The following is a 21,070-nucleotide window of genomic DNA, read 5'->3' as shown; positions in this document are numbered from 1 at the left end:
TCTTGCCTTCACGCCTTCACGCCTTCACGCCTTCACGCCTTCACGCCTTCACGCCTTCACGCCTTCACGCTTTCACGCTTTCAGGCACACACGCACACACGCACACACGCACACACGCACACACGCACACACTTTCCTGATTCCTGATAAGCGAGGAGGGGAGGTTAATTATCCTCTGTCCGCTGGCGGGCAGAATCGCAGGCATAAAAAAACCCCGGCTTGCAGGCCGGGGTTCAGTTCACAACAGTTTATGCGTTACGGCTTGGTCGCCGGGGCTGTGGCATGATGTGTGGCGCTATGACCACCCGCAGAACCGCGACCGTCGAACTCATACGGTGCACGCACCCAGTCACTGTGCGGTGCCGGTTCTGACTGCCAGACTGGCGCAGGCGCTTTAGTCATCGGCGCAGAGGCAAAATGCTTCCAGCGCGTACCATCATTCGGCACTGATGCCGTTGCAGGCACTGATGCAACAGGTTCGGCCGCAGTCACCGGTGCTGCAGGGGCGACATCGCGTGCGGCCACCGGAGCATGAGGTTCACGAACTGGCGCTGTTTCAGCTTCAGCAGCGACCGGCGCATTCAGAACTTCTTCAACTTCTGCTGCGATCGCTTCGCTGACGTCGGTAGCCGATTGCTCAGCAACCTCCACAGGCTGTGCTTCTTCTGCAACCGCTGCAGGCTGTGCAGTCTCAACCGCAGGTGTCACAACCGGCGATTCGGTGACAGGCTCAGCAGGCACGGCTTCGGCTGCTACCGCTTCCGCTTTTGCTTCATCTGCCGCCGGAACAACGGAAGGCTGCTCGTTAACCGGCGCGTCGATAGCACGGGTATCGTCAGTGTTCACGACCGGCACTGGCGTTTCTGCCTGCGGCTCGGCCTGTTGCACTGGCGCTTCCTGAGCAACAGATTCAACTGCGGCAGCAACGGGCAGCGCACTGGCGGCGTCTGCTGTCTCTTCGCGGTTGTACGCTGGCGTCTCGTGAGTCACATTCTGAACCTGCTCTTCGCTGGCCTGGCTCACCGGGTAACGGATCCAGACTTTACCGGATGCCATCTCTGGTGATGCAGCTGCAGCGGCCAGCGGCATTGCTGACTGAGTCGGATAACGCTCATCACGGTAACGACGACGACGCTGTCCGCTGACGCGCAGATGACGAGGCGAACGACGTGAACGACGCGGCATATTGGCGTTATCACGGTTGTCGTTGTCATCCTGCTCTTCACCCTGCGGTGCCTGGAACTCAGGCTGCGGCTGAGCCACGTCTGTCTGCTGAGGCTGACGCACTTCAGCCGGCTGGGCAAAGTCGCTGGCTTCGGCTGGCATAGGTGGACGGTTATCATCAACACGCACCTTCTGGTTCAGCTGACGCGGCTTGCGACGCGGCATAACCTGTACGCGCTCATCATCCTGCGGCTCGGTCACGTCCGGAACGTCGGCTACCACTACCGGCTGCTCAGCCACTTTGGCGGCTTCTTCACCGGCGCGTTTCTCTTCCTGACGACGACGCTGACGCTCAGCACGCTGTTCACGGCGCTGTTGCTGCTGCTCATCACGCTGCTGGCGCGCTTCTTCGCTCAGTGCCGGACGCTCTTCACGCACTTCACCAGCCTGGGACTGACGCTTGTTACGGCGATTATCGTTACCCTCGCGCGGCTCGCGATTTTCACGTGGCTCGCGACTTTCGCGCGGTTCACGACTTTCACGAGGTTCGCGGTTTTCACGAGGCTCACGGTTTTCGCGTGGTTCACGGCCTTCACGCGACTGCGCGTTATCTCCGTTGCGCGGCGTACGCTCACGACGATTATTGTTACGACGGTTGTTATTGTTGTTGCGGCGCTCGCCACGGCCGTTGCCGTTTTCCTGCTCGCTTTCAGGCGCTTTCTGCGGTTCTGCAACCTCAGTGGCCACGGGTGCGGCGGCAGGGGCTTCTTCGCCTGCGAACATTTTTTTCAGGCCACCAAGCAGACGGCCAAAGAAGCCGGTGCTGACGGTAGCAGGCGCAGCCACAGCAGGTGCTGCTTTTGCGGCTGGCTGGGCTTCAGCGCGCTGCGCTTCTGGCTCAACTTCTACCGGTGCCGGAGGCGCATCAGGCATCACAAACGCGGCCAGAGCAGGCTGCTCAGGACGACGACGTTCAGCATGTTCCTCTTCCGACGGCATCGCCATTTCGGCTTCATGCAGCTTCGGCAGATGATAGCTCAGGGTCTGCGTCTCTTCGCCTTTGCGCACGCGCAGCACGGAGTAGTGTGGGGTCTGCATCTTGTCATCAGGAACGATGATAGCCCGCACGCCACCCTGGCGTGTTTCAATAGCGTTAACCGCTTCACGTTTTTCATTCAGCAGGTAAGAGGCCACCTGAACCGGAACAATGGCGTGAACTTCTTTGGTGTTGTCTTTCAGCGCTTCTTCTTCAATCAGACGCAGGATCGACAGCGCCAGTGACTCGTTATCACGGATGGTGCCGGTGCCGCTACAGCGTGGGCAGACGTGATGACTGGATTCACCTAATGACGGGCTCAGACGCTGACGGGACATCTCCAGCAGGCCGAAACGTGAAATGTGGCTGATCTGAATGCGGGCGCGGTCCTGACGGACAGCTTCACGCAGACGATTCTCAACCGCGCGCTGATGGCGTACCGGCGTCATATCGATGTAATCGATAACGATCAGGCCGCCCAGGTCACGCAGACGCAGCTGACGAGCAATCTCATCGGCCGCTTCAAGGTTGGTGTTGAACGCCGTCTCTTCGATGTCACCGCCGCGCGTTGCACGTGCTGAGTTGATATCGATAGCGGTCAGCGCTTCGGTACTGTCGATCACAATCGAGCCACCGGAAGGCAGGCGGACTTCACGCTGGAAAGCGGATTCGATTTGCGATTCGATCTGATAGTGGCTGAACAGCGGGATTTCACCGGTGTAGAGCTTAATTTTGCTGCTGAAGTCCGGACGGCCCAGCGCAGCGATATGCTGACGCGCCAGTTCCAGTACTTTCGGGTTATCGATAAGGATCTCACCGATGTCCTGACGCAGATAGTCGCGGAAGGCACGCACAATCACGTTACTTTCCTGATGGATCAGGAACGGAGCAGGGCGGTTTTCAGCGGCTTTCTTGATCGCTTCCCAGTGTTTAAGACGGAAGCTTAAATCCCACTGCAGCGATTCGGCTGATTTACCGACGCCCGCAGTACGGACAATCAGGCCCATGCCTTCCGGCAGTTCCAGCGCCGACAGGGCTTCTTTCAGCTCGGTACGATCGTCACCTTCGATACGGCGAGAGATACCGCCTGCACGTGGGTTATTCGGCATCAGTACCAGATAGCTGCCCGCCAGAGAGATAAAGGTGGTCAGCGCAGCGCCTTTATTGCCGCGTTCTTCTTTATCGATCTGAACGATGACTTCCTGACCTTCACGCAGCACGTCTTTAATATTCGGACGACCATGCGCGTTGTAGCTGGAGGGGAAGTATTCGCGGGAGATTTCTTTTAACGGGAGGAAACCGTGACGCTCTGCGCCGTAATCGACAAACGCAGCTTCAAGGCTGGGTTCAATGCGAGTGATTTTACCTTTGTAAATGTTGGCTTTTTTCTGCTCGTGTCCAGGACTTTCAATATCCAGATCGTACAGACGCTGACCGTCAACCAGGGCAACGCGCAACTCCTCCTGCTGAGTTGCGTTTATTAACATTCTTTTCATCGTGACTTACTCGTTATTCTTTCATGAGTGATTACAGCTGCGGGCATAGTTACCCTGGACGAGTATCAACCGATGGCCCCGTGACTTAGTGCAATGTCGTCAACCTCACGGCTGTCGACCGCGCGAGGGGCGCAAATAACGTCGGTGGCCTGTTTTTCATAAGGGAAAACAGCACCAGATAGTGGAAATGCCTGAGAGAATAAAGAAAACCCGTGCATCCCATACTGTTGTCCAGGCCGCAACCCGCAGCCCGCTAAGTGCCTGATTTCGCATTACGTCTTACGCCATTGCTGCGTGTATGCTCAATCCGGCAAAATGACAATTTCGCTCTTTTTCTGCCCTGAAATGGTTCAGGTAAGAAACTCAAGCATTATTCCATTGCTAACCTTCATATAGCAAGGCGACTTTAGCCAGCTTGTGAAGTTTCTTTACATTTAAATCGCTAATGTGTCGGACAAAACAGCGCTTTGCTGAAAAAGCCAGCAGAGAGGCGACCTGCCGTCACATCAACTCCAGAGTTAAGCACAGAAAAAGGGGTGGCGCTATCAGGGGACACTATTTAGAATCGCCGCCATGAAAACAGAGAATCCCGGCGTACATTTTGTCGCCATCACGGCTGAAAATGCCGGACAACGCATTGATAACTTTTTGCGCACCCAGCTCAAGGGTGTGCCCAAAAGCATGATTTATCGCATCGTTCGCAAAGGCGAGGTGCGGGTGAATAAAAAGCGCGTCAAGCCAGAATATAAGCTGGAGGAGGGCGATGAGGTGCGCATTCCGCCGGTTCGGGTAGCGGAACGCGATGAAGATGCCGTTTCCCCCAAACTGGCGAAAGTGGCGTCACTGGCCGATGCCATCCTGTTTGAGGATGAGTCGCTGCTGGTGATGAATAAGCCTTCCGGCACAGCCGTGCATGGCGGTAGCGGACTCAGCTTCGGGGTGATTGAAGGGTTACGTGCCCTGCGACCGGAAGCGCGCTTTCTGGAGCTGGTGCATCGCCTGGATCGTGACACCTCCGGCATTCTGCTGGTCGCTAAAAAGCGTTCGGCGCTGCGTTCTCTTCATGAGCAACTGCGTGAAAAGGGGATGCAGAAAGACTATCTGGCCCTGGTGCGCGGCAACTGGCCGTCACACCTGAAGGTGGTTCAGGCGCCGCTGCTGAAAAACATCCTGCAAAGCGGTGAGCGCGTGGTGCGCGTCAGCAGCGAAGGCAAAGCCTCGGAAACCCGCTTTAAAGTAGAAGAGCGGTTTGAGTTTGCCACGCTGGTGAAAGCGAGCCCGGTCACCGGTCGTACCCATCAGATTCGCGTCCATACGCTGCATGCCGGGCATCCCATTGCCTTCGACGATCGCTACGGAGAACGTGAGTTTGACAGTCAGCTGGCGGCAACCGGTTTAAAACGCCTGTTCCTGCATGCTGCGGCGCTGACCTTTACGCATCCCGGCACCGGCGAAGTGATGCGGGTCGAAGCGCCACTGGATGATGGCCTGAAGCAATGCCTGCTTAAGCTGCGTCAGCTGAAAGCGTAATCTCTCCGGCATCAGTTCGTTAAAGGATTGATGCCGGCCTGCTGCAACATCTCATTGAGCGCGATCAACGGCAGCCCGACCAGCGTATTGGGATCGCGTCCCTCCAGCCGATCAAACAGACAAATCCCCAGACCTTCACTTTTAAAACTGCCCGCACACTGAAGCGGCTGCTCCTTTTCCACATAGCCGCTGATTTCAGCGTCAGTCAACGTGCGGAAATGAACCACAAAGGGCTCACAGCAGTGCAGCAGCGTGCCACTGACCGGATGAAATAGCGCCAGACCGGTATAAAAGGTAATGGCTTTTCCGCTGGCGGCACGCAGTTGCGCCCGCGCATTCTCAGCCGTGTGAGGCTTACCGGCGATAGCGCCATCCAGCACGCAAACCTGGTCGGAGCCGATTATCCAGTGGCTGGGATACGTTTTTGCCAGTGCCTGCGCTTTAGCTACGGCAAGACGGGTTACCAGCGCTTCAGCGGTTTCATCGGGCTGAGGTGACTCATCAACCTCAGGCGCGGCGGTAATAAAAGGCAGGCCCAGTTTATGCAGTAATGCCTGCCGAAAGGGCGAGGTTGAAGCTAAAAGAATCGATGGCGTCATTTTTTTTCAATAGTGATAGCGAATTGGTGACAGTCATTTTAAACTGTGCGCCGCACTGGATGCGAATAGTGGTTGAAAGATGCTGTTTAACGGCCTTTTTCTTTGACTCTATGACATTACAAAGTTAATATGCGCGCCCTATGCAAAAGGTAAAATTACCCCTAACGCTGGACCCTGTCCGCACTGCTCAGAAGCGCCTTGATTATCAGGGTGTCTACACATCTGTACAGGTGGAGCGTGTGGCCGAGTCGGTCGTTAGTGTGGACAGTGATGTGGATTGTGCCATGTCGTTTGCGGTTGATAACCAACGTCTGGCAGTACTGACGGGTACTGCTGAAGTACAAGTGACGTTGCGTTGCCAGCGCTGCAACCAGACCTTTCCTCATCACGTAAAAGTGAGTTACTGCTTCAGCCCTGTCTCTTCTGAAGAGCAGGCCGAGGCATTGCCGGAAGCGTACGAGCCGGTCGATGTCAACGAGTTTGGTGAGATCGATCTGCTGGCGGTTGTCGAGGATGAAATTATTCTCGCGCTGCCGGTCGTTCCGGTGCACGATTCTGAACACTGTGAAGTGTCCGAGGCGGACATGGTCTTTGGTAAACTGCCTGCAGAGGTGGAGAAACCAAATCCATTTGCCGTATTAGCCAGTTTAAAGCGTAAGTAATAGGAGTAAGGTCCATGGCCGTACAACAGAATAAACCCACCCGTTCTAAGCGTGGTATGCGTCGTTCGCACGATGCGCTGACCACTGCTGCTCTGTCAGTAGATAAAGTTTCTGGCGAAACTCATCTGCGTCACCACATCACTGCGGACGGTTACTACCGCGGTCGCAAGGTTATCGTTAAGTAAGTTTCTTGCTTAGCAAGGCGATACCTTGACACGTTTGACCCTGGCGATTGATGCCATGGGCGGGGACTTCGGTCCCTGCGTGACAGTGCCTGCAGCATTGCAGGCACTGGCCTCTCATTCGGAACTATTCCTTCTTCTGGTCGGACATCCCGACACTCTCATGCCATTGCTTGCCAAAGCGGATTCCTCCCTGATGGGGCGTTTGCAGGTCATCCCTGCCGAATCGGTTATTGCAAGTGATGCGCGGCCCGCTCAGGCCATCCGCAACAGTCGCGGCAGCTCAATGCGTGTGGCACTGGAGATGGTTAAAGAGGGACGTGCGCAGGCCTGCATCAGCGCCGGGAATACCGGTGCGCTGATGGGGCTGTCGACACTCTTATTAAAACCGCTGGATGGCATTAAACGTCCGGCGCTGATGTCCGTTTTACCGCACCAGCAACAGGGTAAAACCGTGGTGCTGGATCTGGGCGCAAATGTGGGCTCAGACAGTGCGATGCTGGTGCAGTTTGCTGTAATGGGGTCGGTAATGGCTGAGCATGTGCTTGGTATTGCACGGCCCCGTGTCGCGTTGCTCAATATTGGTCATGAAGAGACCAAAGGGCTGGAAACGATCCGCGACGCCGCGGCAGTGCTGCGAGAATCACCGCAAATCAACTATATTGGTTACCTTGAAGGTAACGAACTGCTCACCGGTAAAACGGATGTGATGGTCTGTGACGGTTTTGTCGGAAACGTCACGCTGAAGACTATGGAAGGCGTGGTAAGAATGTTTCTTTCTCTGCTGAAGTCATCAGGGGAAGGTAAAAAACGGTCATGGTGGCTTCAGTTGCTGGGACGCTGGATTCAGAAACGTCTGACGAAGCGCTTCGGGCATCTCCACCCTGACCAGTACAATGGCGCTTGTCTGTTAGGATTGCGCGGAACAGTGATCAAGAGTCACGGTGCGGCAAATCAACACGCCTTCGCTGTGGCGATAGAACAGGCAGAGCAGGCGGTGAGGCAGCAAATTCCCGAGCGAATTGCTGCGCGCCTTGATGCTGTATTAGCCAGGAGTGACAAAGCCTAGATGTATACCAAAATTATCGGTACGGGCAGTTATCTGCCAAGCCAGATCCGCACCAATGCCGATCTGGAAAAAATGGTGGAGACGTCGGACGAGTGGATTGTTACCCGTACCGGCATCCGCGAGCGTCGTATTGCTGCGCCTGACGAAACCGTCGCCACCATGGGATTCAGCGCGGCGCAACGCGCCCTTGAAATGGCAGGCATTGAAGCGAACGATGTTGGGCTGATTATTGTCGCCACAACCTCTTCCAGCCATGCCTTCCCCAGCTCTGCCTGCATGATCCAGCAAATGCTGGAAATCAAAGACTGCGCGGCGTTTGACCTCGCTGCCGCCTGTGCAGGTTTCACCTATGCACTGAGCGTGGCCGATCAATACATCAAAAATGGCGCGGTGAAACATGCGCTGGTGATTGGTGCGGATGTCCTGGCACGCGCACTTGATCCGGAAGATCGTGGCACCATCATCCTGTTTGGCGATGGTGCAGGCGCGGTCGTGCTGGGTCAGAGCGAAGAGCAGGGGATCATCTCTACCCATCTTCATGCTGATGGTCGCTATTCACAGCTGCTGACGCTGCCTTATCAGGATCGTGCGCATCAGGATCAGCCTGCTTATGTCACCATGTCAGGCAACGAAGTCTTCAAGGTTGCCGTCACCGAGCTGGCTCACATCGTTGATGAAACGCTGCAGGCCAATAATCTCGATCGTGAAATGCTGGACTGGCTGGTGCCGCATCAGGCGAACCTGCGCATTATCAGCGCCACCGCGAAAAAACTCGGCATGACCATGGATAAAGTGGTCGTCACACTGGATCGTCATGGCAATACCTCTGCCGCATCGGTGCCAAGCGCACTGGATGAAGCGGTCCGTGATGGCCGCATCAAACCCGGACACCTTATTCTGCTGGAAGCCTTTGGTGGTGGATTCACCTGGGGTTCTGCGCTGGTTCGCTTTTGATTGACAGGAACGAAAAATGACGCAATTTGCATTTGTTTTCCCCGGTCAGGGTTCACAGACCGTGGGCATGCTGACTGAATTAGCGGCAACGTATCCGCTGGTAGAAGAGACCTTCCGTGAAGCCTCTGACGCGCTGGGATATGATCTGTGGCAATTAGTAAGTCAGGGTCCGGCTGAAGAGCTGAATAAAACCTGGCAGACTCAGCCTGCACTGTTAGCCGCCTCCGTGGCAATCTACCGTGTCTGGCAGCAGCAGGGCGGTGAACAGCCAGCCCTGATGGCTGGTCACAGCCTGGGTGAATATTCAGCGCTGGTTTGCGCGGGTGTGCTTAACTTTGCGGATGCAGTCAAGCTGGTTGAACTGCGCGGCAAACTGATGCAGGAAGCGGTGCCTGAAGGCACTGGCGCGATGCAGGCGATTATTGGCCTGGATGACGCGGCTATCCGCAAAGCCTGTGAAGAGAGCGCGCAGGGTCAGGTTGTCTCACCGGTTAACTTTAACTCGCCGGGCCAGGTGGTTATTGCGGGTAACAAAGAAGCCGTTGAACGTGCGGGTGCCGCCTGTAAAGCAGCGGGCGCTAAGCGTGCCTTGCCACTGCCGGTCAGCGTTCCTTCTCACTGCGCACTGATGAAGCCTGCGGCCGATAAACTGGCGGTGGCGCTGGAGAGCATCACCTTTAACGCGCCTGCGGTACCGGTGATCAACAACGTCGATGTGAAAGCTGAAACCGATGCTGCGGCCATCCGCCATGCGCTGGTCCGTCAGCTCTACAGCCCGGTTCGCTGGACCGAGAGCGTGGAAGCGATGGCAGCACAGGGCGTGACGCAGCTCCTGGAGATGGGGCCAGGTAAAGTCCTGACCGGACTGACGAAACGTATTGTCGATAGCCTGACAGCGGCTGCCGTTAACGATACTGCATCCCTGACGGCTGCACTCGGTAAGGAATAAGAGGAAAATCATGAGCTTTGAAGGTAAAGTTGCGCTGGTTACCGGCGCGAGTCGCGGCATTGGTCGTGCGATTGCAGAAACACTGGCGGCACGCGGTGCTAAAGTGGTAGGAACTGCAACCAGCCAGAGTGGCGCCGACGCCATCAGTGCTTACCTTGGCGACAAGGGCAAAGGCCTGTTACTGAATGTGACTGACGCTGACTCAATCAGCACTGTTTTAGAGAATATTCGTGCTGAATTTGGCGAAGTGGATATTTTAGTCAATAATGCAGGCATTACGCGTGATAATCTTCTCATGCGCATGAAGGACGATGAGTGGGAGGATATCCTGGATACCAACCTCACATCGGTATTCCGCCTTTCCAAGGCGGTCCTGCGTGCCATGATGAAAAAGCGCGTGGGCCGTATCATCACCATTGGTTCCGTTGTTGGAACTATGGGTAATGCGGGCCAGGCAAACTATGCGGCAGCAAAAGCGGGTTTGATTGGCTTTAGCAAATCACTGGCGCGCGAAATCGCGTCACGTGGCATTACCGTCAACGTCGTGGCTCCAGGCTTTATTGAGACTGACATGACGCGGGCACTGAACGAAGATCAACGTTCCGGTATTTTGGCGGAAGTTCCTGCGGGTCGCTTAGGCGATGCTCAGGAAATCGCCAATGCTGTGGCATTTTTAGCCTCTGACGAAGCAGCCTACATCACAGGTGAAACGCTGCACGTCAATGGCGGAATGTACATGGTCTGATAAATCACGAAATGATTTGCTTTATTTGCGGTTAGAACCGCAAAATAACGCAAAATCGTGGTTCGACCAGCCGGGATTTTGTTGCATCTTTTTCACCATTTTATACACTACGAAAACCATCGCGAAAGCGAGTTTTGATAGGAAATTAAATAGTATGAGCGATATCGAACAACGCGTTAAGAAAATCATCAGTGAGCAGCTGGGTGTGAAAGAGGAAGAAGTCACCAACTCTGCATCTTTCGTAGAAGACCTGGGTGCCGATTCTCTTGATACCGTTGAGCTGGTGATGGCTCTGGAAGAAGAGTTTGATACTGAGATTCCAGACGAAGAAGCTGAGAAAATCACTACCGTTCAGGCAGCGATCGACTATATCAATAGCCATAAAGGCTAATGAATATCTTCAGGCGGTCGCTCGACCGCCTGATTTTTTTGTTTGTCCCACATAGTTCCCTATTTCCCCTCCCTGGAGGACGAACGTGTCTAAGCGTCGTGTAGTTGTGACTGGTCTTGGCATGTTGTCTCCTGTCGGCAATACCGTAGAGTCTACCTGGAGTGCTCTCCTTGCCGGTCAGAGCGGCATTACCCTGATCGACCATTTTGATACCAGTGCTTATGCAACACGTTTTGCAGGTCTGGTAAGAGATTTTAATTGTGATGACTACATCTCGCGCAAAGATCAGCGCAAGATGGATGCCTTCATCCAGTACGGCATTGTGGCCGGTATGCAGGCCATGCAGGACAGTGGTCTGGTTGTTACCGACGAAAATGCAAGCCGTATGGGCGCAGCAATTGGCTCCGGCATCGGTGGTTTAGGTCTGATTGAAGAGAATCATACTTCACTGGTCAACGGCGGCCCGCGCAAAATCAGCCCATTTTTTGTGCCTTCAACCATCGTTAACATGGTGGCGGGTCATCTCAGCATCATGTATGGCCTGAAAGGTCCAAGCATCTCTATCGCGACAGCCTGTACCTCTGGTGTGCATAACATCGGTCATGCCGCACGCATCATCGCCTATAACGATGCTGATGTGATGCTGGCGGGTGGCACAGAGAAAGCCAGTACGCCATTAGGCGTCGGTGGCTTTGGTGCAGCACGTGCTCTCTCAACCCGTAATGAAAACCCGCAAGCGGCCAGCCGCCCGTGGGATAAAGATCGTGACGGTTTTGTGCTGGGTGACGGCGCTGGCATTGTGGTACTCGAAGAGTATGAACATGCGAAGAAACGTGGTGCGAAAATCTACGCGGAAATCGTAGGTTTTGGTATGAGCAGCGATGCCTACCACATGACTTCACCACCAGAAGATGGATCAGGCGCCGCCGCGGCAATGATCAACGCATTGCGCGATGCTCAGCTTACGCCAGAGCAGATTGGCTATGTCAACGCGCACGGCACCTCCACGCCAGCGGGTGATAAAGCGGAAGCGCGGGCGGTGAAATCGGTCTTTGGGGCAGCAGCCAGCAGCGTGATGGTGAGCTCGACCAAATCAATGACCGGGCACTTACTGGGTGCGGCAGGCGCGGTTGAATCGATCTACTCGATTCTGGCGCTGCGCGACCAGGCCATTCCACCGACCATTAACCTCGACAATCCGGATGAGGGCTGCGATCTCGACTTCGTGCCCCACACCGCGCGTCAGGTTCCCGGTCTGGAGTACACCCTGTGTAACTCCTTCGGTTTCGGCGGAACCAACGGTTCGTTGATCTTCCGTAAAGTGTAATCGTTGTTGATTGCTAAAAAGGCCCGCGATGCGGGCCTTTTTTTATCCTGCAGAATGCGCTGAAATCACGAGTCACGCTCAGGAGAGAACCATGTGGATTAACGGGTTAAAACAATCGATGCTGGCCGCCAGCGACCGCGGCCTGCAGTTTGGGGATGGCTGTTTTACTACCGCCGCGGTGCGTCAGGGTAAAATCGTGCTGCTGGAAAGTCACATTCAGCGCCTCAAAGAGGGCTGTGAGCGGTTATGGATTGATGGCGTCGACTGGCTTCAGCTTGAGACTGAAATGCGACAGGCCGCGCAGCAACAAACCCAGGCGGTGCTAAAAGTGATTATCAGCGCCGGCAGCGGCGGACGGGGCTACAGCCGGCGCGGCTGTGGTGAACCCACGCGAATTGTCTCGCTGGCGCCCTGGCCGCAACACTACGCCGATTTACAGCAGCGTGGCGTGTCACTCCGGCTCAGCCCGGTCCGTCTGGCACGTAATCCACAGTTTGCCGGTATCAAGCACCTTAATCGTCTGGAGCAGGTGATGATCAGAGCTCATCTTGACCAGACAGACGCCGACGAGGCGCTGGTGCTTGACACTGAAGGTTGGGTGGTGGAATGCTGTGCGGCCAATTTATTCTGGCGTCAGGGCTCGCAAATTTTCACGCCTGATCTGTCAGCGTCGGGTGTGGATGGCATTATGCGGCGAAGTCTGATGGCGCAACTTGCTGCCGCAGGCCAGGCTTGCCAGGTAATAAAAAGCGAACCGGCGCAGCTGCTGGCCGCCGATGAAGTGGTGATATGTAACGCGCTGATGCCGGTCCTGCCGGTCCGACAGATAGAAGCGGTAGAGTTTACTGAGCGTTCGCTGTTTAATCAGTTGCGCGCAAGCTGTGAAAAGATAATGGATGCATCATGATTCGAAGCAAAAAAATCGTCGTCAGCCTGCTGGCGATCGTGGGTCTCGCGGCTGTGCTGAGTTACTGGCAGGTTAAGCGGTTTGCGGCTACCCCGTTAACCCTGCAGCAGGAAACGATCTACACGCTGCCTGCCGGCACGGGCCGGGTCGCACTTGAAGCGCAGCTGGAAGAGCAGAAGATTATTCCGCACAGTATCTGGTTTGGCGCGCTGCTGCGTCTGGAACCTGAACTGGCTACCTTCAAGGCGGGTACCTATCGCCTTGAGCCGACCATGACGGTGCGCTCGCTGTTACAGCTGCTGGCCAGCGGTAAAGAGGCGCAGTTCCCGGTGCGGTTCGTGGAAGGCCAGCGGCTGAAAGAGTGGCTGAGTGAGCTGCGCAAAGCGCCTTATATCCGGCATACCCTGAAAGATGATCAGTTCGCCACCCTTGCCAGCGCACTAAAAGTGGAGCCTGAGCAGCTGGAGGGCAACTTCTTCCCGGATACCTGGCTTTACACGGCTAACACCACCGATATGGCGCTGCTACAGCGCGCTCATGATCGGATGAAAAAAAACATTGCTGAGGTGTGGCAGGGACGGGCGGATAATCTGCCTTATAAAACCCCGCAGGATCTGGTGACCATGGCCTCAATCATTGAGAAAGAGACCGGCGTCAGCGAAGAGCGCGCGCGCGTAGCCTCGGTGTTTATCAATCGCCTGCGCACCGGTATGCGGTTACAGACCGATCCCACCGTCATCTATGGCATGGGTGACAGCTATAACGGGACGCTGACCCGCAAAGATCTTGAGACGGCCAGCGCTTACAATACCTATATCATTAACGGTCTGCCGCCGGGTCCGATCGCCATGCCGGGTAAAGCCTCTCTGCAGGCAGCGGCCCATCCCGAGAAAACCAACTATCTCTACTTTGTTGCGGACGGCAAGGGCGGCCATACCTTTACGACTAATCTTGCCAGCCATAACAAGGCGGTGCAGGTTTACCGGCAGACGCTAAAGGAAAAAAATGAACAGTAAGTTTATCGTCATTGAAGGCCTGGAAGGCGCCGGTAAAACCACCGCGCGTGACGCCATCGTCGCCACGCTGCGTGCCCGGGGCATTCACGATCTGGTCTTTACCCGTGAGCCAGGCGGTACGCCGCTGGCAGAACAGCTGCGGGTGCTGGTTAAGCAGGGTATTGAGGGCGAGCAGGTTACAGATAAAGCGGAACTGCTGATGCTCTATGCGGCGCGGGTTCAGCTGGTGGAAACGGTCATTAAACCGGCGATGGCGCGCGGTGCCTGGGTGATCGGCGACCGTCATGATCTCTCTTCTCAGGCTTATCAGGGGGGCGGACGTGGACTTGACGCCGGTCTGATGCAGACGCTGCGCGATACCGTGTTAGGCGATTTCCGCCCCGATCTCACGCTCTATCTTGATGTGACACCCGACATCGGTCTGCAGCGCGCCCGTGCGCGCGGTGAGCTGGATCGCATTGAGCAGGAGTCATTGCGTTTCTTTGAACGCACCCGCGCCCGCTATCTGGCGCTGGCAGCGGAGGACCCCACCATCATCACCATCGATGCTACACAATCACTGGGTGATGTGACAGCGTCACTTCAGTCGGCGCTGGATGGCTGGCTGGCGGAGCAGGCGTGATGAACTGGTACCCGTGGCTGAATCAGCCTTATCGCCAGGTAATTGGCCAGCATCAGGAGAATCGCGCTCACCATGCGTTGTTGATCCAGGCGATGGCAGGTATGGGCGATGAGGCGCTGGTCTGGGGGATGAGCCGCTGGCTGATGTGCCAGCAGCGGGATGGCCTGAAAAGTTGCGGGCAGTGTCACGGTTGCCAACTGATGCAGGCCAATACCCATCCTGACTGGTATCGGCTTGAGGCGGAGAAGGGCAAAAGTACCCTGGGCATCGACGCGGTGCGGCAGGTAACGGAAAAAATGTACCACTTTGGTCAGCAGGGCGGCGCGAAAGTGGTCTGGCTGCCGGATGCCGCGCAGCTTTCGGAAGCGGCGGCTAACGCCTTGCTGAAAACGCTGGAAGAGCCGCCAGCCAACAGCTGGTTCTTCCTCAGCAGCCGCGATCCCTCGCGACTGCTGGCCACGCTGCGCAGCCGCTGCATGGCGCTGCATCTGACGCCGCCGGACGAAGGACAAAGCCTGCTCTGGCTGAAGAAGCACGCTTCGCACGACGAACAGATGCTGCTGGCGGCTCTGCGTCTGAGCGCAGGTGCACCCGGTGCGGCGCTGAGCCTGCTGGAAAACGGACCGTGGCAGGCCCGGCAGAAGCTCTGCGATGCGCTGTCCGCTGCGTTGCAGCAGGACATCCTGCAACTGCTGCCTGCGCTGAACGCCGACGACGCGGCAGCGCGTATCGGCTGGCTGCTCTCTTTGCTGCTGGATGCAATGAAGTGGCAGCAACATGCAGGTCAGTGGCTGAGTAATATCGATCGTCAGGATGTGGTGCAGTTGCTGGCCGGATACTTTTCTGCCAGCGCGCTCAATAGCAGCCTCCAGGATTGGATGCGCTGTCGCGAGCAGCTACTGCATGTGGCATCGGTGAATCGCGAATTATTGCTGACCGATCAGCTTCTGAGCTGGGCGGACAAACAGAAGCCCGCGCTTGTCGGCTAAACCTATCTGAGAGTAATTATGTTTATTGTGGATTCCCATTGCCATCTTGATGGCCTGAACTATGAAAAGAACCATCGTGACCTGGATGATGTGATCGCCAAAGCGGCGGCGCGTGATGTGAAATTTATGCTGGCAATCGCCACCACGCTGCCGGGTTTTCATACCCTTAAAAGTCTGGTCGGCGAACGGAAAAATATAGCGCTCTCCTGCGGTGTGCATCCGCTGAATCAGGAAGAGGCCTATGATGTTGAGGAGTTTCGTCGGCTCTCTGCCGATCCTCAGGTGGTGGCTCTGGGGGAAACCGGGCTGGATTATCACTATCAGCCAGAAACAAAAGATCAGCAGCAGCGCTCGTTCCGGGAACATATCCGTACCGGTATTGCGCTGAACAAACCGATCATTGTTCACACCCGTGATGCCCGCGAAGATACGCTGGCGATTCTGCGTGAAGAGCAGGTTGAACGTTGCGGCGGCGTGCTGCACTGCTTCACTGAGGATCAGCCCACCGCAGCAAAACTGCTGGATATGGGCTTCTACATCTCTTTTTCCGGCATCGTCACATTCCGCAATGCCGAGCAGTTACGTGAAGCCGCACGCTATGTGCCGCTGGATCGGATGCTGGTGGAAACGGATTCGCCTTATCTGGCCCCGGTGCCTTTCCGTGGTAAAGAGAATCAGCCCGCTTATACGCGCGATGTTGCCGAATATCTGTCTGTACTAAAAGGGGTGGATTTAGAAACGCTGGCAGCCACAACAACCCAAAACTTCTCAACGCTGTTTCATATCCCGATGAGCCAGCTGGGCGCCTGATCAGCTATTATTTCAGCCTCTGTAATTAATCTGTAACCTGCGTATATGACCCTGTTTTTTCAGACAGGGTCAGCTTTTTATCGCCGATTACTGGTGCGGATCAGTAAGAAATTTCGTAAAGTGCGCCCTTGTGATTGTCGAAACGTGATACCCGTCAAAGTAACAAATCGGGAATTATTTTACCCTTCGTAATAAATCAAAAGGCGGTCACCGCCAGCCCGGCAAAGAATCCTCCCTCTTTGCCACGCGCACTGCGCAAATATGCACTCTTACTCAGGAGCTTCACGCTATGTTCAAAAATGCTTTTGCCAACCTTCAAAAGGTCGGTAAATCGCTGATGCTGCCGGTATCGGTTCTGCCGATTGCCGGTATTTTGTTAGGGGTCGGTTCAGCCAATTTCAGCTGGTTACCTGCAGTGGTTTCGCATGTGATGGCAGAAGCGGGTGGATCGGTGTTCGCCAACATGCCGCTGATTTTCGCTATCGGTGTGGCGCTGGGCTTTACCAATAATGACGGCGTTTCGGCGCTGGCAGCGGTTGTTGCCTATGGCATCATGGTGAAAACCATGGCGGTGGTTGCCCCGCTGGTGCTGCATCTGCCTGCGGCGGAGATCGAGGCTAAACACCTCGCCGACACCGGGGTACTGGGCGGTATTATCGCCGGCTCTATTGCCGCGTACATGTTTAATCGCTTCTACCGCATCAAGCTGCCAGAATATCTGGGCTTCTTTGCCGGTAAGCGTTTTGTGCCGATTATTTCCGGTCTGGCAGCTATCATTCTCGGCGTACTGCTCTCCTTTATCTGGCCACCGATAGGTTCCGCGATTCAGGAGTTCTCACAGTGGGCAGCCTATCAAAACCCGGTTGTCGCCTTTGGTATTTATGGCGTAATTGAACGCGCGTTGGTGCCATTTGGTCTGCATCACATCTGGAACGTTCCTTTCCAGATGCAGATCGGTGAATACACCAATGCGGCAGGTCAGGTGTTCCACGGTGATATCCCGCGCTATATGGCGGGTGACCCGACCGCAGGTAAACTCTCTGGCGGCTTCCTGTTCAAAATGTACGGTCTGCCAGCGGCAGCGATTGCTATCTGGCATTCAGCGAAGCCTGAAAATCGCGCCAAAGTGGGCGGTATCATGATCTCCGCCGCGCTGACCGCATTCCTGACCGGTATCACCGAACCGATTGAATTCTCATTCATGTTCGTGGCACCAATCCTGTATGTGATCCATGCGCTGCTGGCGGGTCTGGCATTCCCAATCTGTATCCTGCTTGGGATGCGTGATGGCACCAGCTTCTCTCACGGTCTGATCGACTTTATCGTCCTGAGCGGCAACAGCAGTAAAATCTGGCTGTTCCCGATTGTTGGTATCATCTATGGTCTGGTTTACTACACCATATTCCGTGTACTGATCGCGAAGCTGGATCTGAAAACACCTGGCCGTGAAGAGAGCAGCAGCAGCGAGCAATCTACCGCGACCGGTACAGAGATGGCGGGCAAACTGGTGGCGGCGTTTGGTGGTAAAGAGAACATCACCAACCTGGATGCCTGTATCACCCGTTTACGTGTCAGCGTCGCCGATGTGGCGAAAGTGGATCAGACTGAACTGAAAAACCTCGGCGCCCGTGGCGTGGTGGTTGCCGGTTCCGGTGTGCAGGCGATTTTCGGGACTAAATCCGATAACCTGAAAACCGATATGGATGATTACATCCGCAGCATGTAATGATTTACAGCGATGAAAAAGCCCCGCTTAGCGGGGCTTTTTTTTGGCCGGGATTCAGAGGTAAACGCGCAGATACTCTGTCAGGCAGAGCAGGGCCATCGCCTGGCCGTAGGGCATCGAGGTTAGAGGAACCGTGCGGTAGTAATCCAGATCCTTGCCCATTGCGGTTCCAAAGGAGACCTGTTTTAACTCGCCATCGTCATCAATATTGGCAATCACGCCGCGCAACGCTTTTTCTGCCACCTCACGATACTCCACGGGCAGATAACGCTTGCGAACCCCTTTCAGAATGCCATAGGCAAACCCGGCGGTGGCGGAGGCTTCCGGGTAGCTGTGCGGATCATCAAGCAGGGTGTGCCACAATCCGCTGCTGTGCTGACACTCCCTGAGCGCTTTAACCTGGGTCTCCAGCACCTGCTGCAGAAAACGGCGGGTAGCGTGATGCTCAGGCCAGTTCATCATCTCCAGGAAGTCGGGAATGACAATCGTCACCCAGCTGTTACCGCGCGCCCAGCGTGCATCAGCAAAGTTATGGCGGCCGTCAAAGTTCCAGCCGTGGAACCATAAGCCGGTTTTGCGATCCATCAAATACTGGGTGTGCAGCAGGAACTGATAACTCGCTTCTTCAATCCACTCATCGCGCTTCAGCAACTGGCCAATTTTAGCCAGCGCCATCACGCTCATCATCAGCGTATCGTCCCAGAGCTGCTGCGGGTTTTCGTTGTTATAGACAATGTGCTGCAGGCCGCCCTGTTCGGTACGCGGCATCTCATACATAACCCATTCTGCCCAGCGCTCCAGCACCGGCACCCAGGCCGGGTTCCCGGTCTCTTCGTAACGGTAGGCCAGCGTCAGAAAAGGACAAACGGTATTCACATTTTTGGTCGGCGTGCCTTCCGCCAGACGCTGCGTAAACCACTCATCAATAATGGCCAGCGTCTGCTGGTCACCGGTCTGCTGATAGTAGTGCAGCATGCCATACAGACCGATGCCGTGTGTCCATTCCCAACCCGCCCAGCCTTTGGTATCAATCACCCGGCCATCGTCCAGCCGTAATAAAAATTCGCCTGTCTCATCGGTGATGTTAACCAGATTCTGTGTCAGCTTTTGAATCAGCTGTACCAGTTCGCTGCGTGGCAACAGATGCTCGGGCTGGCACAATAATTTGCTGTGTTTAACGGGAAATACAGTCATGGTTTATTCCTGTCGTTTTAAGGTCGGGTTTAAAGAAGGGTTTAAAGTGGGATGTGCGGACAATTTTTCCGGCGCTGGCTTATTACGATTAAGGAAGCCAATGTTGTTGTTGCCCCAGAGGTTTTCGTAAGGCATGCCAGCCAGCGTTTCTACAATTCCGCGTGCTTCCGGCGTGATGCTTTCCGGCACGATGCGGCCCGCGTCGCGCATCTTCAGCGTCTCCTGGCGCAGCACAGTGTGGGTCTGCAGATTAAGCTTAAAGCGCAGTGACACGATAAAGCCGCAGGCCAGTACGGCCACAGTGCCAATGCTGAGAATCGCCAGAATAGTGTGGCTGACGCCGGGTACCTGGGTCGCCTGGCCAGAAACAAAGCCGGAGAGCTGCAGCACGATACCGACCAGCATAACTGCGCCAGCCTGCGACGCTTTACGCGTCAGGGTCATGATGCCGGCAAAAATCCCTTCACGGCGCTGTCCGGTGATCACCTCATCCACATCGGCGATATAGGTATAGGTGTTCCACGGCACATAGTTGATGCCGCCACGTCCCAGGCCTGCCAGGGCAGAGATCACCAACAGCAGTGACATGTTGTCGTTCATTCCGGCATACCACAATCCAGCGTAGGAGAGCGCCGCAAGGCCAAACAGCACAGCCACCAGACGGTAGGCGGGCGCGGGTCCCATGCGGATGCAGAGCGGAATCATCGCCATCACGGCAATAAACTGCAGCACCGCCATGGTGCCCATCAGGCTGGAGGCGACCTGAGCGCTCTGCATCAGCACAAATACCACATACCAGGTAAAGACGGCGTTAAACACATCCTGGGCGATATAGCCGCCGAGGTACATGCCAAGGTGCTGGCGGAAGATGCGGATGCGTAAGGTTGAAGCCAGCTCGACATAGAGCCGCTTGAGATTCTGCATCAGCGTCAGCTGCTGCTTTTCCTGTTCTGCACGGCGTGACTCGGCGGAAAAGTCATCGGGGTGACGCTCCCAGGTAAAACACCACACCAGCGTCAGCACCAGCGCGCAGATTACCGAAAACACCAGGCTGGCGTAGAAGAAGGAGAGAGGATTATCTTTGCCCAGCATACCCAGCAAAATACCGGGTAAAAAGGCAGCCAGAATGGCCGACAGCTGTGCCAGGCCGATGCGGGCACCGGAGAAGCGGGTTTTCTGTTTGAAATCGTCGGTCATTTCCGGCACCAGCGTTTCATACGGCACCAGGATCATGGTGTAGACGATATCAAACAGCAGATACGTGCAGAGATACCACCAGAAACTCATGTCGCTGAGCCACATCAGGCTATAACTGAATACAGAGGGTATGCCGAGCAGGATAAAGAATTTGCGGCGGCCAAAGCGTTTGCCCAGCCAGGTCGAACCGAAGTTATCGGTCAGAAAGCCCATCAGCGGACTGACTATCGCATCCAGCACGCGGGCAGCGGCAAAGATCAGCGTGGCCTGAATCGGGGTTAACCCACAAAAGGTGGTGTAAAAATAGAGCAACCAGGCGGCGGTCAGCGCCGTGGTGCCTGCTCCAAGAAAATCTCCGGAACCGTAGGCCAGATAGTGGCCAAGACCAATTTTACGTGAGCGCATGTCTGATGCTCCTTGATGTTTATGGCGGTTTATCCCTGGTGACGCCGGTCATCTCACCCGGACTGGTTAGCAAAGTAGAACTGACGGGTCGGCTAAACCT

Annotated in this window: 19 protein-coding genes; 15 read left to right on the top strand and 4 right to left on the bottom strand. The window is 55.5% G+C overall.

Annotation, left to right across the window (positions count from 1 at the left end):
• Positions 1-255 precede the first annotated feature (255 nt).
• Positions 256-3,696, bottom strand: a complete 3,441-nt coding sequence (gene rne / locus ACK13D_RS04400; protein WP_418795790.1) for a ribonuclease E — start codon at positions 3,694-3,696, stop codon at positions 256-258.
• A gap of 573 nt (positions 3,697-4,269) precedes the next feature.
• Between rne and rluC the strand changes: the two genes are divergently transcribed.
• The gene (gene rluC, locus ACK13D_RS04395) at positions 4,270-5,226 is read left to right on the top strand and encodes a 23S rRNA pseudouridine(955/2504/2580) synthase RluC (RefSeq protein WP_010246350.1); all 957 of its coding nucleotides are present in this window, start codon (positions 4,270-4,272) and stop codon (positions 5,224-5,226) included.
• 11 nt (positions 5,227-5,237) lie between these two features.
• Here the strand turns inward: rluC and ACK13D_RS04390 are convergent, their stop codons facing one another.
• Positions 5,238-5,825 carry a Maf family protein gene (locus ACK13D_RS04390; RefSeq protein WP_010246348.1) on the bottom strand — a complete coding sequence of 196 codons (588 nt, stop codon included), beginning with the start codon at positions 5,823-5,825 and terminating at the stop codon, positions 5,238-5,240.
• A 140-nt stretch (positions 5,826-5,965) separates the two neighbouring features.
• Here ACK13D_RS04390 and yceD point away from each other — a divergent pair, with 140 nt between their 5' ends.
• The 14 genes from yceD (at position 5,966) to ptsG (ending at position 18,174) form a co-directional block, all read left to right on the top strand.
• Entirely contained in the window at positions 5,966-6,487 is a 522-nt protein-coding gene (yceD, locus tag ACK13D_RS04385; protein WP_010246346.1) for a 23S rRNA accumulation protein YceD, read from the top strand.
• A 14-nt stretch (positions 6,488-6,501) separates the two neighbouring features.
• Positions 6,502-6,672: a 50S ribosomal protein L32 gene (gene rpmF / locus ACK13D_RS04380; RefSeq protein ID WP_003849870.1), complete on the top strand. Its 171-nt coding sequence runs from the start codon at positions 6,502-6,504 to the stop codon at positions 6,670-6,672.
• A gap of 25 nt (positions 6,673-6,697) precedes the next feature.
• Positions 6,698-7,738 carry a phosphate acyltransferase PlsX gene (gene plsX, locus ACK13D_RS04375; RefSeq protein WP_022625870.1) on the top strand — a complete coding sequence of 347 codons (1,041 nt, stop codon included), beginning with the start codon at positions 6,698-6,700 and terminating at the stop codon, positions 7,736-7,738.
• Positions 7,739-8,692: a beta-ketoacyl-ACP synthase III gene (locus ACK13D_RS04370; protein ID WP_010246341.1), complete on the top strand. Its 954-nt coding sequence runs from the start codon at positions 7,739-7,741 to the stop codon at positions 8,690-8,692.
• 16 nt (positions 8,693-8,708) lie between these two features.
• Positions 8,709-9,641 carry an ACP S-malonyltransferase gene (fabD, locus tag ACK13D_RS04365; RefSeq protein WP_010669852.1) on the top strand — a complete coding sequence of 311 codons (933 nt, stop codon included), beginning with the start codon at positions 8,709-8,711 and terminating at the stop codon, positions 9,639-9,641.
• Positions 9,642-9,651: 10 nt separating this feature from the next.
• Positions 9,652-10,386, top strand: a complete 735-nt coding sequence (gene fabG, locus ACK13D_RS04360; RefSeq protein ID WP_010246337.1) for a 3-oxoacyl-ACP reductase FabG — start codon at positions 9,652-9,654, stop codon at positions 10,384-10,386.
• 154 nt (positions 10,387-10,540) lie between these two features.
• Positions 10,541-10,777 (top strand): acyl carrier protein, encoded by a 237-nt coding sequence (gene acpP, locus ACK13D_RS04355; RefSeq protein ID WP_003849865.1) that lies wholly within the window; start codon positions 10,541-10,543, stop codon positions 10,775-10,777.
• 85 nt (positions 10,778-10,862) lie between these two features.
• Entirely contained in the window at positions 10,863-12,104 is a 1,242-nt protein-coding gene (gene fabF, locus ACK13D_RS04350; protein ID WP_010246329.1) for a beta-ketoacyl-ACP synthase II, read from the top strand.
• Between the two features lie 91 nt (positions 12,105-12,195).
• Positions 12,196-13,011 carry an aminodeoxychorismate lyase gene (gene pabC / locus ACK13D_RS04345; protein ID WP_418795787.1) on the top strand — a complete coding sequence of 272 codons (816 nt, stop codon included), beginning with the start codon at positions 12,196-12,198 and terminating at the stop codon, positions 13,009-13,011.
• A complete protein-coding gene (yceG, locus tag ACK13D_RS04340; RefSeq protein ID WP_050680208.1) occupies positions 13,008-14,027 on the top strand; it encodes a cell division protein YceG in 1,020 nt (339 codons plus the stop codon). The genes pabC and yceG overlap by 4 nt, the downstream gene beginning before the upstream one ends.
• The gene (gene tmk, locus ACK13D_RS04335) at positions 14,017-14,649 is read left to right on the top strand and encodes a dTMP kinase (protein ID WP_256850154.1); all 633 of its coding nucleotides are present in this window, start codon (positions 14,017-14,019) and stop codon (positions 14,647-14,649) included. The genes yceG and tmk overlap by 11 nt, the downstream gene beginning before the upstream one ends.
• A complete protein-coding gene (holB, locus tag ACK13D_RS04330) occupies positions 14,649-15,638 on the top strand; it encodes a DNA polymerase III subunit delta' (RefSeq protein ID WP_062757401.1) in 990 nt (329 codons plus the stop codon). Before tmk ends, holB begins: the two co-directional genes overlap by 1 nt.
• An 18-nt stretch (positions 15,639-15,656) precedes the next feature.
• Complete coding sequence (locus ACK13D_RS04325) at positions 15,657-16,448, top strand: metal-dependent hydrolase (protein ID WP_187495675.1); 792 nt, start codon at positions 15,657-15,659, stop codon at positions 16,446-16,448.
• A 289-nt stretch (positions 16,449-16,737) separates the two neighbouring features.
• A complete protein-coding gene (gene ptsG, locus ACK13D_RS04320) occupies positions 16,738-18,174 on the top strand; it encodes a PTS glucose transporter subunit IIBC (RefSeq protein WP_010669858.1) in 1,437 nt (478 codons plus the stop codon).
• 54 nt (positions 18,175-18,228) lie between these two features.
• Here the strand turns inward: ptsG and bglB are convergent, their stop codons facing one another.
• Positions 18,229-19,368 carry a beta-galactosidase BglB gene (gene bglB, locus ACK13D_RS04315; protein ID WP_086905587.1) on the bottom strand — a complete coding sequence of 380 codons (1,140 nt, stop codon included), beginning with the start codon at positions 19,366-19,368 and terminating at the stop codon, positions 18,229-18,231.
• Between the two features lie 3 nt (positions 19,369-19,371).
• Complete coding sequence (locus ACK13D_RS04310) at positions 19,372-20,970, bottom strand: MFS transporter (protein ID WP_010669860.1); 1,599 nt, start codon at positions 20,968-20,970, stop codon at positions 19,372-19,374.
• Positions 20,971-21,070: the final 100 nt, after the last annotated feature.

Source organism: Pantoea sp. K16, assembly GCF_048452805.1.
Taxonomy (GTDB): Bacteria; Pseudomonadota; Gammaproteobacteria; order Enterobacterales; family Enterobacteriaceae; genus Pantoea; species Pantoea agglomerans.
The sequence above is the reverse complement of the archived record's forward strand: the minus strand, read 5'-3'. Positions and strand labels throughout refer to the sequence as shown.